A 20,832-nucleotide genomic window follows, 5' to 3' on the forward strand; every position below is an offset into this window, starting at 1 on the left:
TTTCTTATTTTAATTTTTTTTCTAAGGAGTATTATTGAATTTATTTTTACTATTGTAGCAATTAATAACCAATATAAAATGTTTATACTTATTTTATTTTTATTTATTAAGAATAATATTTCTATACTATATATATATAATGAATATATATAAAATCTATTTTTAGATATTTTGTATGACATAAAAGCAATAAAAGGTACAGAAATAATAATAACTAAATTAAGAAATTCTAAAGTTTCTCTATATTTATATAAATCTATCACAACAGTCACCATCCTTTTCTATCTTATTACTTTATAATATAAATTTATTATTCTTATTCTTAATTATGATATATATTTTTATATAGATTTGTAATATTATTTTTTTCTACTATATATGTTATATTAGCATACTCTTTTCAATTTTTTTGTCAATTTTTGAACAGTTTTAAACAAAATTATTTGCTATAAATTAATATTTTTTGTTATCAAATCTAACCTAAAATACATTTTTTTAAAAGCAATATTCAACTTTAAAATTTATATATCTAATTACGTCATTTTATAAAATAATATGTATGTTCATTTTTATAACAAAAAAAAGCCTATACAAGGCTTTTTTCTGATTTTAACTCTTTTCTAAGTTTTTTAAGAGCTCTTTTTTCAATTCTAGATACATAAGATCTAGATATATCAAGCTTTTGTGCTATTTCTCTTTGTGTTTTATACCCACAAGTAGTTAATCCATATCTTAGAAGTATTATTTCTTTTTCCCTTTTAGTCAATATTTTATCTAATTGTTCATATAGTTTTCCAATTTGAACTTTTAGTTCTACTTGATCTAGTATATAATCAATATCTGTCCCTAATACATCAATTAAGCTAATTTCATTTCCCTCTTTATCCATTCCAATAGGGTCTTGAAGAGATACTTGAACTTTATTCTTTTTGTTTGCTCTTATATTCATCAATATCTCATTTTCTATACACTTTGATGCATATGTTGCTAATCTCGTACCTTTCTCTGTGTTATATGTCTCTATCGCTTTGATTAATCCTATTGTACCAATGGATATAAGATCATCTTGATCCTCACTAGAATTATTGTACTTCTTAGCAATATGCGCTACTAGTCTCATGTTTCTTTCAACTAAAACTTCTTTTGCATTTTCATCTTTATTTTCTTTGAATTTTGTTAGATAAGTAACTTCTTCTTCAGGGGTTAATGGTTTTTCAAATGATTTGAGAATAGTCAACAGGCCACCCCCTCTTTCTGATGTTTCATTTTAAATTATATGAGAGTGGCCTGATTAAATTGCTTGTTTTATAAATTTTTATTTTTATTTATTTGCTTAATTTTATGCATATTTCTTTGAAAATAGGTACTGCTGATTTGCTATTTTTTTCAGTTCCTTCTACTAATACGGTTATAGCATATTTAGGTCTTTCTTCAGGATAGAATCCAGTTATCCATCCATGATTTACTTTCTTTCCGTCAGAAGTGCTTTGTGCCGTTCCTGTTTTTACTCCACATCCATCTTTTAAATCTTTTAAATCCTTTCCTGTTCCATCCTTAGATACGCCCTTCATCATTTCTTTCACTATAGTTATAGTATATGGAGATATAATTTCTTCAGATTTAGAAGACCTAAAACTTTTCACTATATTTTTATCATTATTAACTATACTATCATACAAATATAAAGGTTTATATGTTCCATTATTTGCAACTATTTGAGTCATTTGATTTATTTGTAATGGTGTAAATCCTAGGCTTCCTTGCCCTATCGCTAAATTAGATATTTTTATATCTGTAGGTATTTCTCTATTTTTTTCTTCATCTATACCTATATTAACAGGTTCATCTAAATGAAGTTTTTTTGCATATTCGATTATTTTATCTTCTCCAACTTTAGTAGCTATATCAAAAAATGCTGTATTACAAGAATTAGAAAATGCTTGTTGCAAATTTTCTATTCCATGTCCTTCTTTTTTATGACAGTTTAACACTTTTCCATTACTACCTACTATAGTTTTTCCTGTGCAATTATATGTATAATTTTCATCTATTACTCCTTGTTCTAAAGCTGCATATAAAACAACTATTTTAAATACAGATCCTGGAGGATATATACTTTGTACAGTTCTATTTACAAGCTCACCTTCTTTACTTTGGATGTATTTAGCCACATCATTTTGGTCAAAATTTGGTCTTGAACTCATACATAATATTTCTCCTGTATCTACATCAGATATCACTACTGATGTTGGATTTTCTTCTGTATCTACTATTTGTTCTACTTTCTTTTGGATATCTTTATCTATGGTTAGTTTTATATGTTTAGCATCTTCCACTTCATTCACAGTTTTTATGCTTCCTTTTAATATACCTAAATCTTGTGTATTACCTGATGCCCCTGCTTTAAATGCTGATAAATATTTTTCATTAGAATCTTTTAGTATATTGTTCATAGCTTTTTCTATCCCTGATTCTCCAACTTTATCTGATCGTTTAATATAACCTATGGTATGAGACAATAACCAGTCTGATGAATATCTTAGTGTTCGTTCTTGTACTATAATGTTTTTTTCTAATAATTTTTCTTTCATGTCATCACTTAAATCTTCTACTTTAATTTGAAATATTTGTGATTTTAGTTGCTTTTGTATGCTTAAATAGATATCTTCGATTTTCATTTTACTACATTCTTGTACTAATTTTCTAACCTGTGAATCATTTATAAATCTTTCTTTTTCAACTATCATTACTTCTTCTTTTACGTTATCTGTTAAAGGCTTTCCATTTCTGTCATATATAATTCCTCTTCCACTATTTAAATCAACTTTTTGAATACTCTGTCTTTCTGATTTTTCTTTATATTTATCAGATTCTAAAATTTGTATAGCTGTCAATCTATAAGTTAAAAATGAATATATTATGATGCTAAATGAAAACATAGCCCATGCACGTCTTATAATTTGTTTAGATAAATTCCCTTTTTTCCTTGACATAAAATCACCCCTTAGATACTTGTCATTTTTAACAATTTCTAAGGGGTTAATACTAAATTTACAAATTATTTATATTAAACTTTTATATTTTAGTCTAACTGAGTTCTTATTTTACTTATAACTATATCTATAGCCACTTCATTTTGGCCACCTTCAGGCATTATTATATCTGCATATTTCTTATATGGCTCTATAAACTGATCATGTGCAGGTTTTACTGTAGTTAAGTATTGTTCTATAACTGAATCTACAGTTCTTCCTCTTTCTTTTATATCTCTTTGTATTCTTCTAAGAATTCTTATATCATCTTCTGTATCTACATATATTTTTATATCTAGCTTATCTCTTAGTTCTTCATCTTCTAGTATCATTATACCTTCAACTATTATTATATCTTTAGGAGCTATACTCGCTGTTTCATTTTGTTTTCTTGTATGAAGTTCATAATCATATATAGGTTTTTCTATAGATTTACCTTCACATAAATCTTCTATATGTTTTATAAGAAGTTTATTGTCAAAAGAAAGTGGATGGTCATAATTAGTCTTTAATCTTTCTTCAAGTGTTAAGTGAGTTTGATCTTTATAGTACGCATCTTGTTCTAGTGTAGCTATATTTTCTTCTGGTATATTTTCCATTATCGCTTTGCAAACTGTACTCTTACCTGAACCAGTTCCACCTGTTATTCCTATTATTAGGGGTCTTTTTTTATTTTTCATGTTGTAGTACTCTCCTTACTAAGTCAGATTCTCATTTTTATTTTTTATCACATGGATTACCTAAATAGAATCCAGCTGTGAATTGTCTATCGCTTATTTTTTTTAATTCGCCTAACCACATAGGGTTAAATTCCCACCCTTGTGGATTTTTATAAAATTCATCTATAGCCGCTCTATATGCCTTGACAACTTGTTCTACATATTTAGAATCTTTCATTTTACCTTCAATTTTAAAGCTTTTTATACCCGCTTTAATTAGTTGTGGTATATACTCTATCATACATAAATCTTGCGAATTAAATAAGAATGTTCCTCGCTCATCTTCATAAACCGGAAAGTATTCTCCAGGTCTTTTTTCTTCTACTAAATTATAACTTTTTTTGTTTATTTTTTTATCTAAATTTTGATCTGTAATATAGTTACTAATTAAACGTCTACCTGAATATGATAGCGTCATAGTACCATGTACGAATACCTCTATATCCATTTCTAAAGGAGTTTTAGCTCTTATTTGAGCTATTTCTTCACAAGATAGTTCTCTTGATGCTACTATCCTTTTTATTCCTTGTTCATGCCAAAATTTAGCTGTGACATAATTTGTAGTATTTGCTTGATCACTCAAATGAATCTCCATTTTAGGTATAGTATTTTTAACTATATTAAGCATGCCTGGATCTGATATTAAAACTGCATCTACTCCAATTTCTTCAAGTTGCTTTAAATAGTTTTCTACTGCAATAAAATCTTCATTATGAGGAATTATATTAACCGCTACATATACTTTACTTCCTTTTTTATGTGCAAAGTCTATGCCTTCTACCATTTGTTCTTTAGAAAAATCTTTATTTTGAGATACCATCCCAAATACTTCGCCACCTATATAAACAGCATCTGCTCCATTATCTATGTTTATTTTTAATTCTTCTAAATCTCTAGCTGGTGCTAAAAGTTCTACATTATGCATTTATGTCACCTCTTTCACTTTGCTTATAGCTAAGTGCTACACCATCTCCTATTGGTATAAGAGATGTGTTTAAATAGTCACAGTTGCATATATAATCTAAGTAATTTCGCATTCTTTTGACTATTGTTTTCTTTCTTCTTATAACAAAATCATCATGCGCTACCATGCCTTTATATAAAATATTATCTGATATTAAAAGACCATCTACTTTTAATTTATCTATAACCATATCATAAAACAATTGATATTGACCTTTAGCTGCATCTAGGAAAATCATGTCAAATTCGCCTTCAACCTCTTTAAGTCTATCTTCTGCATCTCCTTCTAATATAATTATATTTTTTTCAAATCCTGCTGATTTTATGTTTTCTTTAGCTTTCTCTATCATTTTTTCATTTCTCTCTACAGTTATTATTTCTACATCATCTCCTATTGTAGATGCAAATAATATCGAAGAGTATCCTATAGCACATCCAACTTCTAATATTCTCTTTGGTTTTTGAACCTTAAGTAATACTTTTAATAAGTCTGATACTTCTTTGTGTACTATTGGAACATTATGTTCTATTGCATAATCTTCTAACTCTTTTAAAAGTCCTTCTTTATCCTTTAGTGTATTTCTTATATAATCTTGTACTAATTCGTTTACTATATTACTCATTAAAATCACTCCTTAAGTGGCAAAAAAAATTAATAGAGGATTACACCTTAATTTTTTTAAAGCATAATCCATACTTTTAAATCTTGTCTTAAAATAATTTTATCTTATTTTTCTTCTATCTTATTTTGATTTAACTTTGCTCTTTCATCTTTATATTCTTTTACATACTTAAGATGATCTTTGTATTCTACACTATAATTGTTACCTCCATTTAACTTAGCTACAAAATATAAATACTTTGTATCATCAGGATATAATGTCGCTTGGATAGACTTTACTCCTGGATTTGCAATCGGTGTTGGTGGTAAGCCTTTGTTTCTATAACTATTGTATGGAGAGTCTATTTTTAAATCATTGTATGTTACTATTTTTTTTCGTTCTTTAAAAATATATTGTATTGTCGCATCAGATTGTAATTGCATATCTTTTTCTAATCTGTTATAAAATACACTTGCTATTGTCGGTCTATCTTCATCTAAAACAGCTTCTTTTTCTACAATTGAGGCTAAATTTACAACCTGCTGAAGAGTCATATTTAATTCTTTCTGTTTTTCTTTTAATTTATCACTATAAATCTTATTAAATTCTGATAGCATTTGACTTAATATCTCTTTTTCAGAAGCATTTTCATCAAAATAATAAGTTTCTGGATATAAGAACCCTTCTAAACATGTTATATCATCCTCTTTTAAGTATGAAAACTTATCATAAAACTCTTTGGGATTTTGTATTAAATTCTCATAAGTTTCTTTGTTCCCAAGTTTTTTTGATATGAGAATATTTATTATCTCTTTAGATGTAGACCCTTCTGGTATAGTTATTTTAACTCCATCTTGATATATCCTACCTGAAGCTAAAAGATTTATTATATCATTATTTGAATATGTTTGATTAAGTAGGTACTTCCCTGCCTTAATATTTGGCGATTTTTCACTTACTTTCGCTACAACTTTGAATAAAGTCTTATTCTTTATTAACTCATTTTCATATAATATATCTGATATTTTACTAACAGTTGAACCTGAAGGTATATCAATTACTATATCTTTTTTGTTATTTCTATTATATGGACCGATTTGTGTAAATATAAAAATTCCTATTAAAACTACTAATATAAAAGAAGTTAATTTAATTACCTTCCATTTATTTTTGTTCAAATCCATAGGGTTATCTACTCCTTATATATATTTATATCCTTTATATTATAAATCTAAGCATGAAAATTTTCAATAAAATTGTCGAATAAATTTAGTTGTTAAATATAAAAAACAGTTTTTTATCATTTCTTTAATAATCTGTAAACTACGTTTTTTTAAACTTTTTCTTTTAAATCATAAAAAATTATCACTAATAATATTACACTAGTATGTATTTATTCATATCTGTTGTTCAAACTATCTCCCAGAATGGAAATTTATAATTTCCTCATACTAAAAAAAGTCTAACGTTATTGTTTACACGTTAGACTTTTTATAATCATATTTTTAGAATTTTTTCACTTCATTCTTAGTTACAACACCATATACTAACTTTTTAGGCTCTACTCTTTCTTCGACTATTTCATAAGCACCTATAAATCTTGCACTAGCTTGTTCTAATTTCTCTTCTTTATTTAAATGCATATATGCTAATACATCGCCTTGTGCTACATAGTCTCCAACTTTCTTTTCTAATACTATCCCAGCTGATAAATCTAGTTCATCTTCTTTAGTTTCTCTTCCTGCACCTAAAATCATTGCTGAAACTCCAATCTCTTCAGCTTCTATCTTGCTTATATAACCGCTTTTAGGAGCTTTTATTTCTACTATTTTTGATGCTGTTGGTAATAATGAATAATCATCTACTACTCTCTTGTCTCCTCCTTGATTTTCTATAAACACTCTTAATTTATCAAGAGCAACACCTGATGTTATTGCCTCTCTAATCTTTTTAATACCTTCATCAAAATTATTTACAGTCTTAGCCAAGACTAACATGTATGCACCTAAAGTCTCACATAGCATAACAAAATCTTTAGGCCCATTTCCCTTTAATGTTTCTATAGCTTCTATAACTTCTAATGAATTTCCTACTGCAAATCCTAGTGGCTCATCCATATCAGTTATCATACCTATAGTTTCTCTATTCATTCCACATCCAATATCAACCATAGCCTTTGCTAATTCAAAAGAATCATCTAGTGTTTTCATAAATGCTCCATCACCAGTTTTAACATCAAGTAATATTGCATTCGCTCCCGAAGCTAATTTTTTACACATTATACTTGCAGCTATAAGAGAAATATTATCAACTGTAGCAGTTACATCTCTTAATGCGTACATTTTTTTGTCTGCTACTGCTATTGATGCTGTTTGTCCACATACTGCTATTTTATGCTCATTTACAGAGTCTATAAATTTCTTAGCTTCCATTTCTATAGAAAATCCTGGTATAGATTCTAACTTATCTAACGTTCCTCCTGTATGCCCTAGTCCTCTACCTGACATTTTAGCTACAGGTGCGCCACATGCTGCTACAAGTGGAGCTAATGCTATAGTAGTCTTATCGCCTACTCCTCCTGTACTATGTTTATCTACTTTTATTCCTTGTATCTCTGATAAGTCTATTACATCCCCTGAATTCATCATTGCTTCAGTAAGATATACCGTTTCTTGCTTATTCATTTTATTTAAGTATATGGCCATTAATAATGCCGACGCTTGATAGTCTGGTATTTCACCCTTTGAATACTTTTCAACAAAAAAATCAATTTCAGCTTTACTTAACTCATGATTATCTCTTTTTTTTCTGATTATATCATAAATTCTCATTATAATTCTCCTTAATAAATTCCTAGTTATTTATTTCATATGCGCTCTACTATATTTTAATCATTATTTTAATCATTATACATATTTAAACTTTAATAAGCTTAATATTAATTAATAATTAATATTAAGCTTATATTTGTAAAGTTAGCAAAAACTATATCTTATTAACTACATTTTTTACTAAACTTAGGAATTCAGATTTTACTTTTTGAGTAGTTTCTATTACTTCTTCATGGTCAAGAGGTTGATCAAGTATTCCTGCTGCCATGTTAGTTATACAAGATATACCTATAACATCCATACTTGAATGAGACGCTACTATAACCTCTGGAGCTGTAGACATACCAACTGCATCTGCTCCTAATATTTGTGCCATTCTTACTTCAGCTGGTGTTTCATATGTTGGTCCACTGAAGAATGCATAAACACCTTCTTGTATTTTCATATTTAATTCTTTTGCACATTCTTTTACTAATTCTACATACTTTGGCTTATACGCTGTAGACATATCAGGGAATCTTGGTCCAAATCTTTCGTCATTTTTTCCTATTAATGGATTACTTCCACTTAAATTTATATGATCTTTGATTACCATTAAATCTCCTGGTTCAAAGTTTACATTAGCTCCTCCAGCAGCATTAGTTACCACAATAGTGTCTACACCTAAAGCTTTCATAACTCTAACTGGGAATGTTATTTCTTGTTGAGAATATCCTTCATAGTAATGGAATCTTCCTTGCATTGCTACAACTTCTTTTCCTTCAAGATTTCCTATTACAAGTTGTCCTGCATGACCTTCAACTGTTGATATAGGGAAATTTGGTATATCATTATACTTTATTTTAACAGGATTTTGTATTTCATCTGCTAATACTCCAAGCCCTGACCCTAAAATTAATCCTATTTTAGGTTGTGTATTACTCTTACCCTTTATAAAATCTGCACTTTCTTGTATTTTGTCAAACATATTATTCATTAATTTTTCCTCCTAGATTATTTTATAATGTCTTTTTTAAAGCTTTGTCCATTTTTAGGCGCCTCTATATTTAATATCTCTGCAACAGTTGCTCCTATATCTGCAAAACTATTTCTTATTCCTAAATTTAATCCTTCTTTTATAGTTTTTCCATAAACTAATAAAGGTATATACTCTCTTGTATGATCTGTACCTTTATATGTTGGATCATTCCCATGATCTGCATTTATTATTAATATATCATCATCATTCATTGCATCTATAATTTCAGGTATTCTAGCATCAAATTCTTCTAATGCTTCTTTATAACCTTTTGTATCTCTTCTATGACCATATTTAGAATCAAAGTCAACTAAATTAGTAAATATTAATCCTTTATTATCTTTTTTAATATAATTTATTGTCTCATCCACACCATCCATATTATCTTTAGTGTGTATTGCCTCAGTTATACCTTGTCCATTAAATATATCTTCTATTTTGCCTACTCCTATTACATCTAAGCCTGCTTCTTTTATATTATCAAGTACTGTAGGCTCAAATGGATTTAGTGAGTAGTCTCTTCTATTAGATGTTCTTGTAAATGTTCCTGTTCCCTCACCTACATATGGTCTTGCTATAACTCTAGCAACAGCATTATCTCCCATCATAATTTCTCTAGCTATCTCGCACATTTTATATAACTCATCTAAAGGTATTATTTCTTCGTGTGCTGCTATTTGGAATACACTATCTGCAGATGTATAAACTATTACATCTCCTGTTTTCATTTGATGTTCACCATATTCATCTAATATGGCTGTTCCTGAAGCTGGTTTATTTCCTACTACTTTTCTACCTGTTTTCTTTTCAAATTCATCTATTATTTCTTTAGGGAATCCATTTTCAAATGTTTTAAATGGTGTTTCAACTAATACTCCTGTCATTTCCCAATGACCTGTAGTAGTATCTTTTCCTTGAGATACTTCGCTACATTTACCAAAAGTACCTATAGGATTGTTTATTCCTTCTATAAAATTAACTCCATCTATATTTCCTATTCCCAAATTTAATAAATTTGGAATTTTTATATCATTATGTACTTTAACTATGTTACCTAAAGTGTTCACACCTTCATCTCCAAATTTTTTAGAATCAGGCAATGCTCCTATTCCAACACTGTCGATTATAACCCATATTACTCTACTCATAGTTTGTCCTCCTTTTTTATCGTTTACTTTCTAGGATGTTTTTCTTTTATTTCTCTCCTCATATTTTTATCTATATGATTTAAGTATGATTGTAAACTAGATAAGTTAGCATTTCCTAATATCTTGCTAACCACCGCAATATTTGCCCCTTCATTTAATAAATGAATTGCAAATGAATGTCTAAGCATACTTGGGTTTATATTTTTATCTATATTAGCTAAGCTAGCATGTTTTTTTATAAGTTTCCATAAACCTTGCCTCGTAAACCTTTGCCCTAGAGAACTTACAAAAAGTGCATCTTCACCTTCATTTGCTAACTTAGTTCTTGATTCTTTTATATATTTTTCTAAGTATAATTTTGTAATATCTGAAAGTGGTATAACTCGTTGATTTTTATTACCATTACAATATATATAATCTATCTCTAAGTCTACACTGTCTAAGTCCATTTCTACCAACTCTGAAACTTTTATTCCTGTTCCATATAAAATTTCAAATATAGCCTTATCTCTTATTTGCTTAGGTGTTATTAATTTGGGGAAATTTAATAACGCCTCTATTTCTTCTTGCGTTAGTATATCTAAATTATTTTTTTCTAATTTAGGTTTTTTTATACCTTTTGCTGGGTTATTTTCGCTTATATGGCTTAAAAATAAGTAATCATGAAAAGACTTTATTGAAGATATCATTCTAGATATTGTAGCTACTGATATATTATCTTTTTCTAATTTTATCAAATATCCAATAATATCATTTTCTACTACATTATTTATACTTATTTTATTTTGTTTTAAATATTCTATGTATTTTTTAATATCTATAAAATAAGATGATATAGTATTACCTGATAACTTCTTTTTGGCTTTTAAATAACCTATATATTCCTTTGTGACTTCCATAGTAAACTCCTTTATCTAACTAGGAACTTAATAATACCTATACTTATCATGTTTATTATTGATTGTAATCCAACTGTTGTAGTTAGTACAATTATGGCATTTAGTAAATATCTTTTTCCCAAAAATAGTATATTATCTCTTTTTCCTTTTTTCAATTCATACATTATTTTTTTTAAATAATTAAATGAAATTAATGCTAATATAATTGCGCCTGGTATAGTTATTAAATTTTTAAATAAAATGATAAATATCATTCTTGTAGCTTTAAAGTTTAATGCTAATATAGTGCTATTTATAGTATAGCCGATTGATAAACCTTTTAGCATAAATATTATGAATATAATAGGAAAAGTCACAATCAATAATGTAAATATACTTATTGATCCCATAAATATTAAGTCTGACTTTAAATTTGATATTATTGCCTCTTTTGTACCTGTACTTAAATTATAACATTCTATGGCCGGATTAATATTGTCCATTATATTGCTTTGAGAACTTGGCCATATTTTATTTAAATATGTGCCTAGTATTATAAATGATATAAATACAACTCCAATAACTATTATCTGTTTGTTTAGTTCTTTAAAATTCCCTTTTCTGTATGTTCTTCTCAAATTTATAACCTCCTCTTGTATCTTACAAAATAGTATGTATGAAAAGAGGAGGTTATGCATTTTATATTAATTCTTTAGCCAATAAAATTCCTATTGAAGTTTTTGCATCTTCAATTTCATTTTTTATAACCATACTATAAGCATCTTCTAAATTCATTTTATATACGTCTAAACTTTCATCATTATCAAGGTTTCTTTCTCCAACGGTAAGTCCAGTAGCTAAATATATATATATCTTTTGATTAGAAAAACCTGCTGATGTAAAAAACTTATGTATTAATTTTAGGTTCTGTGCCTCATGCCCAGTTTCTTCTTTAAGTTCTCTTATGGCACATTCTTTAGGATTTTCTCCAGCCTCAATTTTACCTGCTGGAATTTCCCAAATAACTTTTTCTATGGCTTTTCTAAATTGCTTTATTAGTATAATTTCATTGTTATCATTTATTGCAACTATACCTACACAGCCACCATGTTCCACTATTTCTCTTTTTTGATACCCTTGATTCTCTACCTCAACAGTATCTACTTTTAAACTAATTATTTTTCCAGTATATATCCTATCACTACTAATAGTCGTTTCTTCTACTATCATCACAAACCTCCATTAAGTAATATGCAGCTGTACTAGCAGCTTCAAAAAATTCCTTATCTTGTTCGTAATTTCTGCCCATACTTCTTACTTTTAATCCATAGTAGTCTAAATCTTCTTTAGTATTTTTATTATCTATAAATATTATATTATGTTTTTTATCTAATTTATTTGTTTTTATTTGAGATTGTATTTTATCTAACTTATCACATTCATAATTTGTTATTGGTATATTTACCTCAACATTTACAATGTCTTTAAACACAGTAATACTATGATGAGATATCCCTGTATGCCTATCTCTTTTATCTGAAAAACTAATTCTAGGTATAGCTATAGGATTACCTCCTAGCTTTTTAACTGCATCTAATATAGGGCCTTGTTCTATACCCGTAAATCCATATTTAGTTCCAGTTCCTGCAATACCTGGACCCATACTAATAAATACACAATCTGCTTTTAAAATTTCTTTGGCAGTTATTAATGCTGTATATATATTTATACATTCATAGTCTCCACCAAATGCATTTCCAATTGTAATAGTATTATCAATTAAACCCTTACTTTTTAATGTATCAACATTTTTACTTAAATATATTGGAAGTGCTGCTCCGTCGGTCATTATATATACTAATTTCTTATTAGGATTATTTTTCTTATACGATGCTACAAATGATGTTAACATACTATGTAAAGTTCCAACCACTACCGGCATATTGTTTAAATTCTTAAAACCTTCTATTTTTTCGTGATAAACACTTTCTTGTTCTTCTACTGAATCAACCTTAACTTGAAAAGGAGTATACCTTAATTTCATGATATGCCCACCTTGCGTTAAATTCGATTCTAAACTATTCAAATTTGCTATTACAAAATGATATCCACCAGTACCTAAGCTAAGCTCAACTGCAGTAGTATTTAAAACCACCTCATCGCCTATATTCACTGTTCCTGTCATCTTAGGATAATTATAGGCCCTTTGTATATCTCCGTTTATATTTACCCTTATATCATCTAATCCTTCGCTTTGATCTACTATAGATTCAATTACTCCTATTCTTTTACTTATCATAGGTTTACCTTCCTAACTTATCTATAAAATTCAAGAATTTATTTTTTTCTATTATCTTTGTTAGTGAATACTTCTCCGTAAGTATATGTATAAATACCAAAAATACTAACCATCCAATTCTAACTTTTAATGAATATCCCATGATAACTAACATACCTATTGATATACCTAACACATTAGATCCAGTATCTCCCATCATTGCTCTCGCCTTTAAATCATAGTTAAAATACGCAAGTACATTTGGAACTATGAGAAATATTAAAAACTTAATATATCCAGTTAAAGTTAAAAATAAAACTACAGATATAGAAAGATATACTTTTATAGCTCTTCCTGGTCTTAAATCTAATAAATTCATTAAGTTAGTTGATAAAGCAATTATTAGTGTGTTTATAATTATATCTCCTAAATTTTTAGACACTGCAATAGATATAATCACTCCAACAAATCCACCAAATAAAGCTTTAAATCCACCTGTAGTAAGGCTTCCTTTTAATAAACTTTTAAAATGTCCTTTTAATCCACTCACATCTCTATTTCCTATAATATCATCTAATACACCTGCAAAAAACATAGATATCATACCAAATATAAACATAAATAAATATAACAAATTCTTATAATCTTGTGTAAAGAATGCTAATATTATACCATTTATAATTATCATTGGTAAAAATACTATCCCCATACTTACAGGTATCATATCTTTTTTATAATTTGGCCTTAGTACATTACTCTCTATTAATAAATTCTTAAATAAAGGTATTATTGCATACGTACCAAATAATCCTATAAACAGTAAAATAGTATAAAGTATATAATTTTCCACTTACATACTACCTCCATTCTTTCCTTTTCTGTTTTAAAACTTTCTTTATATGATAGTATTGTTTCCCTCTATGAATAAATCCTTTTAAATCTCTTCCTGTTTCACTGTGAGTCATATTCACTAATACTTCTTTTATTTTGTAACCATATTTTAATATATCTATGGTCATACCCACTTCTACACCATATCCAAATGGAATTTCATTAAATTTTTGTAATACTTCTTTTTTGAATATTCTTTGACCAGATAAAGTGGCATCTAGTTCCACGCCTGTCATATCTAAAACTGAATCTTTAGCTAAGCCCTTCACAAATCCTAATCCTCCCTTTTTCTTTGCAGGAGGGAACTTAGCAATTATTACATCAGCTTCATCGTTTAATATCGGAGTTATAAGCTTTTTTACTTCACTAGATGAGCTTCCTAAATCCCCATCTAGAAAACCTATAATATCTGCATTCTTCATAGATATATCTAATCCATAATTTAATGCATATCCTTTACCTCTATTTTTATCTAGTTTAAAGACCTTAATTTTATCACTTTTTACATTTGAAGCAATTTCTACAGTATTATCACTTGATCCATCATCTACCACGATAATTTCATTTATCTCTTTTATATCTATAACATTTTCTAATGTATCTTTTATTTTATTTGCTTCATTATAAGCTGGTATTATTATACTTATATAAGGACTCATATCTTTTCTCCTTTACTTATTTCTTGTATGGAAATAATTTATCTGCACTTTCTAATCTTCCAAAATTTCCACTTATTCCTTTTTCACTTAATGATATTACTAATGATACCTGTCCTATTCCTTCATCTATATTATCAATAGTTGTAACTTTATTTTTAGAATATAAATCTACATATGAGAATTTAGTATTACTTTTTTGAACTCCTACAATATTTTTGTTTTGTTCTTTTAATTTAGTTATTAAAACCTCATCAACTTTACTAAATTTATCATTTCCATTTTTAGCTTCATTTCCACCTGTTAAAACTACAGAATCATAATTTAGGTAATCACTTGAAATAGAGTTTAGCTTTATTAATTCAAGACTTTGAAGATTTTGTAGTTTAGTTACTCCGCCTTCATCTTTTAGACATTCTGATACATATTTTACTACATCTTGTCCGCTTTTAAATTCTATGTTTAATTTAGTAGATGCTTCTTCTAATTTTGATTTATTCTCTATATTATCACTTAAAACTATATTAAATGATAATGTTCCATTAGCTTTTGTTACAATTTCTTCTATTTCTTTAGTGTAATCATTATTTTCATTAGTAGATATTATTCCTATATTTTTTTCTAATAATCCACCAGATATTATTTTATTTGTATTTTTATTTATTAATTCTATTGCTTGGTCGTAATCTGAAGTTAAGTTCGCTAAACTATCTTCTAAGTTATCATTAGTAGTCTTTAAATCTTCAAATTTATTATCTAAATCATTTATGATACTAGCTTGTTGTTTGCTAAGTTCTTGATCATAATTCAAGTTAAATCCTACTAACATACCAATTCCTAAAGCTATAAATATAGCTCCTATGCTAACTATATAATATTTCATATTTATATGCATTTTAATCCTCCTAAATCTACATCTGTAATAGTAACTTAATTTTCAATTCCATTAAGTGTATAAATTGTTGAACACTTTGTGAAAAAGATGCTAATATTAATACCGGGAACAATGCTGTTGCTATTAATGCCCATATATATTTCATTTTCAATTTACTTCTATATAGTAAATTAACACCTTTTGCATCTATTAGCTTCGAACCTATTTTTAGTCTAACTAAGAAAGTACTCGCCATACCTTTTCTTCCTTTTTCTAAGAAATCAATCATATTTGAATGAGTTCCTAATGCTACTATAAGTTCTGCTTTATATTCATATGCTATAAGCATAGCTATATCTTCGCTAGTCCCTGGTGCTGGAAAAACTATAGCATCTAAACCTAAATCTTGTACCCTTTTAAGTCCTGGAGCTCTCCCATCAGTATATGCATGAACTATTATTTCTCCAGCCTTTTTTAATGCTTCATCACTTACACTATCCATATCACCAACAATTACATCTGGAGTATATCCAAATTCTAAAAGAGCATCAGCACCACCGTCAACTCCAACTAATATTGGCTTCATTTCCTCGATATAAGATAATATAGTACTTAAATCTTGTTTATAATCTTGTCCTCTTACAACTATTAATACATGTCTATTTGCATAATTTGTACTAACTTCAGGTATTTCAATTTCTCCTAAGATAAATCCTTTTTCTTTTTTAGCGTACTCTATAGTATTATCTATAAATCTATCTAATTCTACAGCTAAATTTTCATAGGCCTTTTTTAATTTAACTCCTACTTCATCTTTTCCTAAGACTTCACCTTCTCCTAGAAGTTCGCCGTTTCTATATATTTTCCCATCTATAACTTCGATTGTTTGACCTTCTAACAATTTATGGAATAACTCTTCTCCTACATTATCAATTATAAAAATATTTTTTTCAGTTAATATTCCCGGGCCTTTATTTGGATATCTTCCACTTATAGAAGGTGATGCATTGATTACAAGTTTTACTTTACCTTCTACTAAAGAGTTTGCAGCAACTTCATCAATATCTATATGATTTATAACTGCTATCTCTCCACCTGTAAGTCTCTTAGCAAGCCTTTTTGTTTTTCGGTCTACCTTAATAGGGGCTTCGACTCTCATATTTTAAACCTCCGATATCATTTTTAAAATCACATTACATTATAACATTATTTCACAACAAAAGAAATATTTAAAGTTTGTTTTAAATATTTAGATAAATTCCATTTGTTTATTTCTTGTCAATATTTTAATAAATTACATTTCTTTCAGCTATTTGAACTTGAATAGATATATAATTATCTTAACAATTTCATTAAATTTTCTCTTTTATTGAGAGACGGATTTTTTATAACTTCTTCTAATAAATAATTTAATTTATTACCGATATCTATTCCTTTATAACCTAAACCTTCTAAAATACTTCCATTTATATCTAAATCTTTTATCATATAACATTCTTTATTTTTTTCTATGCATTCTATTTTATTAATATAATTATTTAATAAATTATATTTTATTTTAAAACTTTCATTGTATGAATCATTTTTTAAGTTATACTCATAATACATTTTTTTTAGTTTAAATACTTGATTCAAATTTTTAGCACCTATTTTATTTAAAATCTTTTTTATTTTTATCAAATCTATATTATTTTCATCTATAAACATATATTCAATTAATTTATTACAATGATTACTTATATATTTTGAGTACTTTAATTTATTTACTATACTTTTAGGTTGTATATTTTCTTTATAGTATTTAATATTTTCATCTTCTTTATTACTCATATCCGTTATTTCTTTATTGCTTATTAAATATTCTAACATTAACAATCTTTCCTCTAAGTTTTCACTACATTGTACTAATATCTCTGAATATTTTTTCAACATATTATATTCATTTCCATTTAAATCACAATAAATTCCTAAAGATTGTAAGATACCTGTTGTATATAAAAGTATTATCTGTTGGGGATTTTTACTCAATATAATTTTATTAACTTCATCTGTTATTCTTTCTTTACTTATTTCTTTTACTATGTATGAATTTTTATATATACTTTTTAAAGTTTTGCTTTCTATATCAAATCCTAACTTACTACTAAACCTTATTGCTCTTACTATTCTAAGACCATCTTCATTAAATCTTTCGTCTGGGTCACCTACTGTTTTAACTACTTTTCTATGTATATCATTCATTCCATCAAATACATCAATCAAACCCCTTTTATAATTATACGCTATAGAGTTTATAGTAAAATCTCTTCTTTTTAGGTCTTCTATAATGTTCGATGTAAATTTTACGTCTTTTGGCCTACGATTTCCTTCATATTCACTTTCGATTCTATATGTTGTTATTTCATAAATATCTTTATCAATAATTAATCCTATTGTTCCATGTTTTATTCCATTGTCTATTATCTTATAATCTTTGAATATTTCTATTACTTCATCTGGCTTAGCATTAGTTGTTATATCATAATCATTAGGCTTAATTCCTAATATAGAATCCCTTACACACCCTCCTACTATAAAAGCTTCATGGCCATTTTCATATATTTTATCAATTATAAATTCAACTTGTTTAGGTAAATTTATTTTCATTATATTTCTCCTTAATTTTAATTTACTCAGTATTGTCAATTATAACTATACGAAACTATTTTCTTTTATATTAATGATATTCTTGACTTTATACTTATCTATAAAATAACAAATTTTAAAACACTATAAATAAAAATAAGCCTTCTTTATTTGAGAAGACTTATTGTATTAACTATATAATTATTTAACCATACTGTGTTCTAATCTTAATTTATCCGCTATCATTGCTATAAATTCAGAGTTTGTAGGTTTTCCTTTTGTATTATGAACTGTATATCCAAATAATTGGTTTATTGTATCAACCTTACCTCTACTCCATGCTACTTCTATAGCATGTCTTATAGCTCTTTCTACTCTACTTGGAGTAGTATTAAATTTCTTAGCTATACTAGGATATAATTCTTTTGTTACAGCACCTAATAACTCTACATTTTCTATAACCATTTTTATAGCTTCTCTTAAGTATAAATATCCTTTTATATGAGCAGGTACACCTATTTCATGTATTATATTTGTTATTTCTGTTTCTATGTTTCCTACATTCTTTACAAAATCACTTCTCGTCATTTGTATATCTGCATGCATTCTTGGTTTTATTTCTATATGACTAGTTCTATTCGAAACCAATTCTCTTATTCTGTTTATAAATATAACAAAATCAAACGGCTTAACTATGTAGTAATCTGCACCTAAATTAATAGCACTTTGTGTTATTTTATCTTGACCTACTGCTGATAATACTATTATTTTTGGCATTTTAGGTATATCCATTGAATTTAACTTTTCTATAACTCCTAAACCATCTAAATGCGGCATTATAACATCCAATACTAGTAAATCTGGTTGAGTCTTCTTTACTAAATCTAACGCTTCTATTCCATCTTTTGCGATACCTAATATTTCTATATCACTTTCATTAGATAAGTATTCTTTAAGTACCTGACAAAAATCCTTATTATCATCTGCTAAAACTATTTTAATTTTTTCGTTCACTAAAATTCCCCCCATTAATAAAATATCTTATTTTTTATATAATAATATCAAAAGTTTTTCATACTTAAGCATATTCGACATACTAAAATTATATTCCTTCAATTTATTTAAATATATTGAAAAATATATTGAAATAAATATTAATTTTTTAATATCTCCTATCTAATTCTATCATCTCATCTATGAAAACACCATATCCTTTTTTATGATTATCTTTAAAAACATGTGTTAACGCACCAATAATCTTATTATTTTGTATTATAGGAGCACCACTCATTCCTTGAATTATACCACCTGTATAATTTATTAAATTTTCATCAACCACTTCTATTACCATATCTCTATCATTCTTATCATTTTCTACAAAGCTTTCAATACGTATATCATAGGTTATTATATTTCTATTTTTATCCTCAAAAAGAATAGATGCTTTTCCTAAGTTTACATCTTCTCTCTTGCCTACTTCTACTAATTGCATGTCATTGTTTATTTTTCCTGTCAGATTTCCACTTATCCCAAAATTTGAGTTATCATCAAAATTACCTATGGGATTTGATGTGCTAAATTCTGCTTTAATTTGTCCTACTTTATTGTAGTTTCCCTTTGTTATGTTAATACTTATAGGATTATATATATTTCCTTGTTTTATTTTTAAAAATTCATTTGTATCTACATCTGTAATTGCGTGTCCTATAGCTTTAAATTTATAGTTTATTGGATCATAAAATGTTACTGTTCCTATTCCAGATATTTTATCTCTTACCCATAACCCAAGTTTTGATTTTCCATTTTTACGCTTTATTTTTACGGCTTCTGTAATATATTTATTATTTCTCTCAAATGTTATATCTATATCATCTTTTTCTAATTTATTTAAAGTATTAGTTATATCTTGGCTATTATTTATTTTTTGTCCGTTTATTTTTACTATATTATCTCCTTTTTGTATACCTCCTATATATTCAATATTGTCTTCTTCGTATCCTATCACTAATACACCATCTGTAGTAGCCTTAACCCCTACAACTTTTCCAAGTGGATAAACATATTTTATTTCATCCTTATTGCTGTTCATCATAGTTTCCATTGATAACTCTTTGTAATCTTCTCTTAGTGCTTTCACACCCAGTAATACTAAACTTATAACTACTACCATTACTACAGTATTTTTACTTTTAAAATTTTTAAACATAATACTGCCACTCCCTACTTACAAACTATATACTTATAATTTCTTTATATGAAATATTTATTCATATTATATATCTAAATAAAAAATTCATTTCTCTCATATCGTCAACGA

At 27.2% G+C, this 20,832-nt stretch carries 21 protein-coding genes; all 21 read right to left on the reverse strand.

Annotated elements, in window-relative coordinates:
* Nucleotides 1–263: hypothetical protein (locus VLM92_RS06385; protein WP_325275512.1), on the reverse strand; the 263-nt coding region annotated here is incomplete at its 3' end.
* 323 nt (nucleotides 264–586) lie between these two features.
* Nucleotides 587–1,237, reverse strand: a complete 651-nt coding sequence (gene sigK / locus VLM92_RS06390; protein WP_325275513.1) for an RNA polymerase sporulation sigma factor SigK — start codon at nucleotides 1,235–1,237, stop codon at nucleotides 587–589.
* Between the two features lie 88 nt (nucleotides 1,238–1,325).
* Entirely contained in the window at nucleotides 1,326–2,993 is a 1,668-nt protein-coding gene (locus tag VLM92_RS06395; protein ID WP_325275514.1) for a peptidoglycan D,D-transpeptidase FtsI family protein, read from the reverse strand.
* An 89-nt stretch (nucleotides 2,994–3,082) separates the two neighbouring features.
* A complete protein-coding gene (gene udk / locus VLM92_RS06400) occupies nucleotides 3,083–3,712 on the reverse strand; it encodes a uridine kinase (protein WP_325275515.1) in 630 nt (209 codons plus the stop codon).
* Nucleotides 3,713–3,749: 37 nt separating this feature from the next.
* Nucleotides 3,750–4,676, reverse strand: a complete 927-nt coding sequence (locus VLM92_RS06405) for a peptidase U32 family protein (RefSeq protein WP_325275516.1) — start codon at nucleotides 4,674–4,676, stop codon at nucleotides 3,750–3,752.
* Nucleotides 4,669–5,337 carry an O-methyltransferase gene (locus VLM92_RS06410; protein WP_325275517.1) on the reverse strand — a complete coding sequence of 223 codons (669 nt, stop codon included), beginning with the start codon at nucleotides 5,335–5,337 and terminating at the stop codon, nucleotides 4,669–4,671. Before VLM92_RS06410 ends, VLM92_RS06405 begins: the two co-directional genes overlap by 8 nt.
* A gap of 104 nt (nucleotides 5,338–5,441) precedes the next feature.
* On the reverse strand, nucleotides 5,442–6,500 hold the full coding sequence (mltG, locus tag VLM92_RS06415; protein WP_325275518.1) for an endolytic transglycosylase MltG: 1,059 nt from the start codon (nucleotides 6,498–6,500) through the stop codon (nucleotides 5,442–5,444).
* Between the two features lie 321 nt (nucleotides 6,501–6,821).
* Nucleotides 6,822–8,147, reverse strand: a complete 1,326-nt coding sequence (locus tag VLM92_RS06420) for a pyrimidine-nucleoside phosphorylase (RefSeq protein WP_325275519.1) — start codon at nucleotides 8,145–8,147, stop codon at nucleotides 6,822–6,824.
* Between the two features lie 154 nt (nucleotides 8,148–8,301).
* On the reverse strand, nucleotides 8,302–9,114 hold the full coding sequence (locus tag VLM92_RS06425) for a purine-nucleoside phosphorylase (RefSeq protein ID WP_325275561.1): 813 nt from the start codon (nucleotides 9,112–9,114) through the stop codon (nucleotides 8,302–8,304).
* Nucleotides 9,115–9,140: 26 nt separating this feature from the next.
* Nucleotides 9,141–10,313 carry a phosphopentomutase gene (locus VLM92_RS06430; protein WP_325275520.1) on the reverse strand — a complete coding sequence of 391 codons (1,173 nt, stop codon included), beginning with the start codon at nucleotides 10,311–10,313 and terminating at the stop codon, nucleotides 9,141–9,143.
* A gap of 23 nt (nucleotides 10,314–10,336) precedes the next feature.
* Nucleotides 10,337–11,212 (reverse strand): tyrosine-type recombinase/integrase, encoded by an 876-nt coding sequence (locus VLM92_RS06435; protein ID WP_325275521.1) that lies wholly within the window; start codon nucleotides 11,210–11,212, stop codon nucleotides 10,337–10,339.
* An 11-nt stretch (nucleotides 11,213–11,223) separates the two neighbouring features.
* Complete coding sequence (locus VLM92_RS06440; RefSeq protein ID WP_325275522.1) at nucleotides 11,224–11,829, reverse strand: hypothetical protein; 606 nt, start codon at nucleotides 11,827–11,829, stop codon at nucleotides 11,224–11,226.
* A gap of 61 nt (nucleotides 11,830–11,890) precedes the next feature.
* On the reverse strand, nucleotides 11,891–12,421 hold the full coding sequence (locus VLM92_RS06445) for an NUDIX hydrolase (protein WP_325275523.1): 531 nt from the start codon (nucleotides 12,419–12,421) through the stop codon (nucleotides 11,891–11,893).
* On the reverse strand, nucleotides 12,396–13,490 hold the full coding sequence (locus tag VLM92_RS06450; protein WP_325275524.1) for a DUF3866 family protein: 1,095 nt from the start codon (nucleotides 13,488–13,490) through the stop codon (nucleotides 12,396–12,398). Before VLM92_RS06450 ends, VLM92_RS06445 begins: the two co-directional genes overlap by 26 nt.
* Nucleotides 13,491–13,494: 4 nt before the next feature.
* Nucleotides 13,495–14,319 (reverse strand): glycosyl transferase, encoded by an 825-nt coding sequence (locus tag VLM92_RS06455; RefSeq protein ID WP_325275525.1) that lies wholly within the window; start codon nucleotides 14,317–14,319, stop codon nucleotides 13,495–13,497.
* 7 nt (nucleotides 14,320–14,326) lie between these two features.
* Entirely contained in the window at nucleotides 14,327–15,019 is a 693-nt protein-coding gene (locus tag VLM92_RS06460) for a glycosyltransferase family 2 protein (protein WP_325275526.1), read from the reverse strand.
* A 16-nt stretch (nucleotides 15,020–15,035) separates the two neighbouring features.
* Nucleotides 15,036–15,911 carry a copper transporter gene (locus VLM92_RS06465; RefSeq protein WP_325275527.1) on the reverse strand — a complete coding sequence of 292 codons (876 nt, stop codon included), beginning with the start codon at nucleotides 15,909–15,911 and terminating at the stop codon, nucleotides 15,036–15,038.
* Between the two features lie 16 nt (nucleotides 15,912–15,927).
* A complete protein-coding gene (steA, locus tag VLM92_RS06470) occupies nucleotides 15,928–17,049 on the reverse strand; it encodes a putative cytokinetic ring protein SteA (protein ID WP_325275528.1) in 1,122 nt (373 codons plus the stop codon).
* 176 nt (nucleotides 17,050–17,225) lie between these two features.
* Nucleotides 17,226–18,536, reverse strand: a complete 1,311-nt coding sequence (locus VLM92_RS06475) for a CCA tRNA nucleotidyltransferase (protein WP_325275529.1) — start codon at nucleotides 18,534–18,536, stop codon at nucleotides 17,226–17,228.
* A gap of 180 nt (nucleotides 18,537–18,716) precedes the next feature.
* Nucleotides 18,717–19,544 (reverse strand): sporulation transcription factor Spo0A, encoded by an 828-nt coding sequence (gene spo0A, locus VLM92_RS06480; RefSeq protein WP_325275530.1) that lies wholly within the window; start codon nucleotides 19,542–19,544, stop codon nucleotides 18,717–18,719.
* Nucleotides 19,545–19,677: 133 nt separating this feature from the next.
* A complete protein-coding gene (locus VLM92_RS06485; protein WP_325275531.1) occupies nucleotides 19,678–20,721 on the reverse strand; it encodes a SpoIVB peptidase S55 domain-containing protein in 1,044 nt (347 codons plus the stop codon).
* Between the last annotated feature and the right edge of the window lie 111 nt (nucleotides 20,722–20,832).

The organism is Romboutsia sp. (assembly GCF_035470145.1).
Classification (GTDB): Bacteria; Bacillota; Clostridia; order Peptostreptococcales; family Peptostreptococcaceae; genus Romboutsia_D.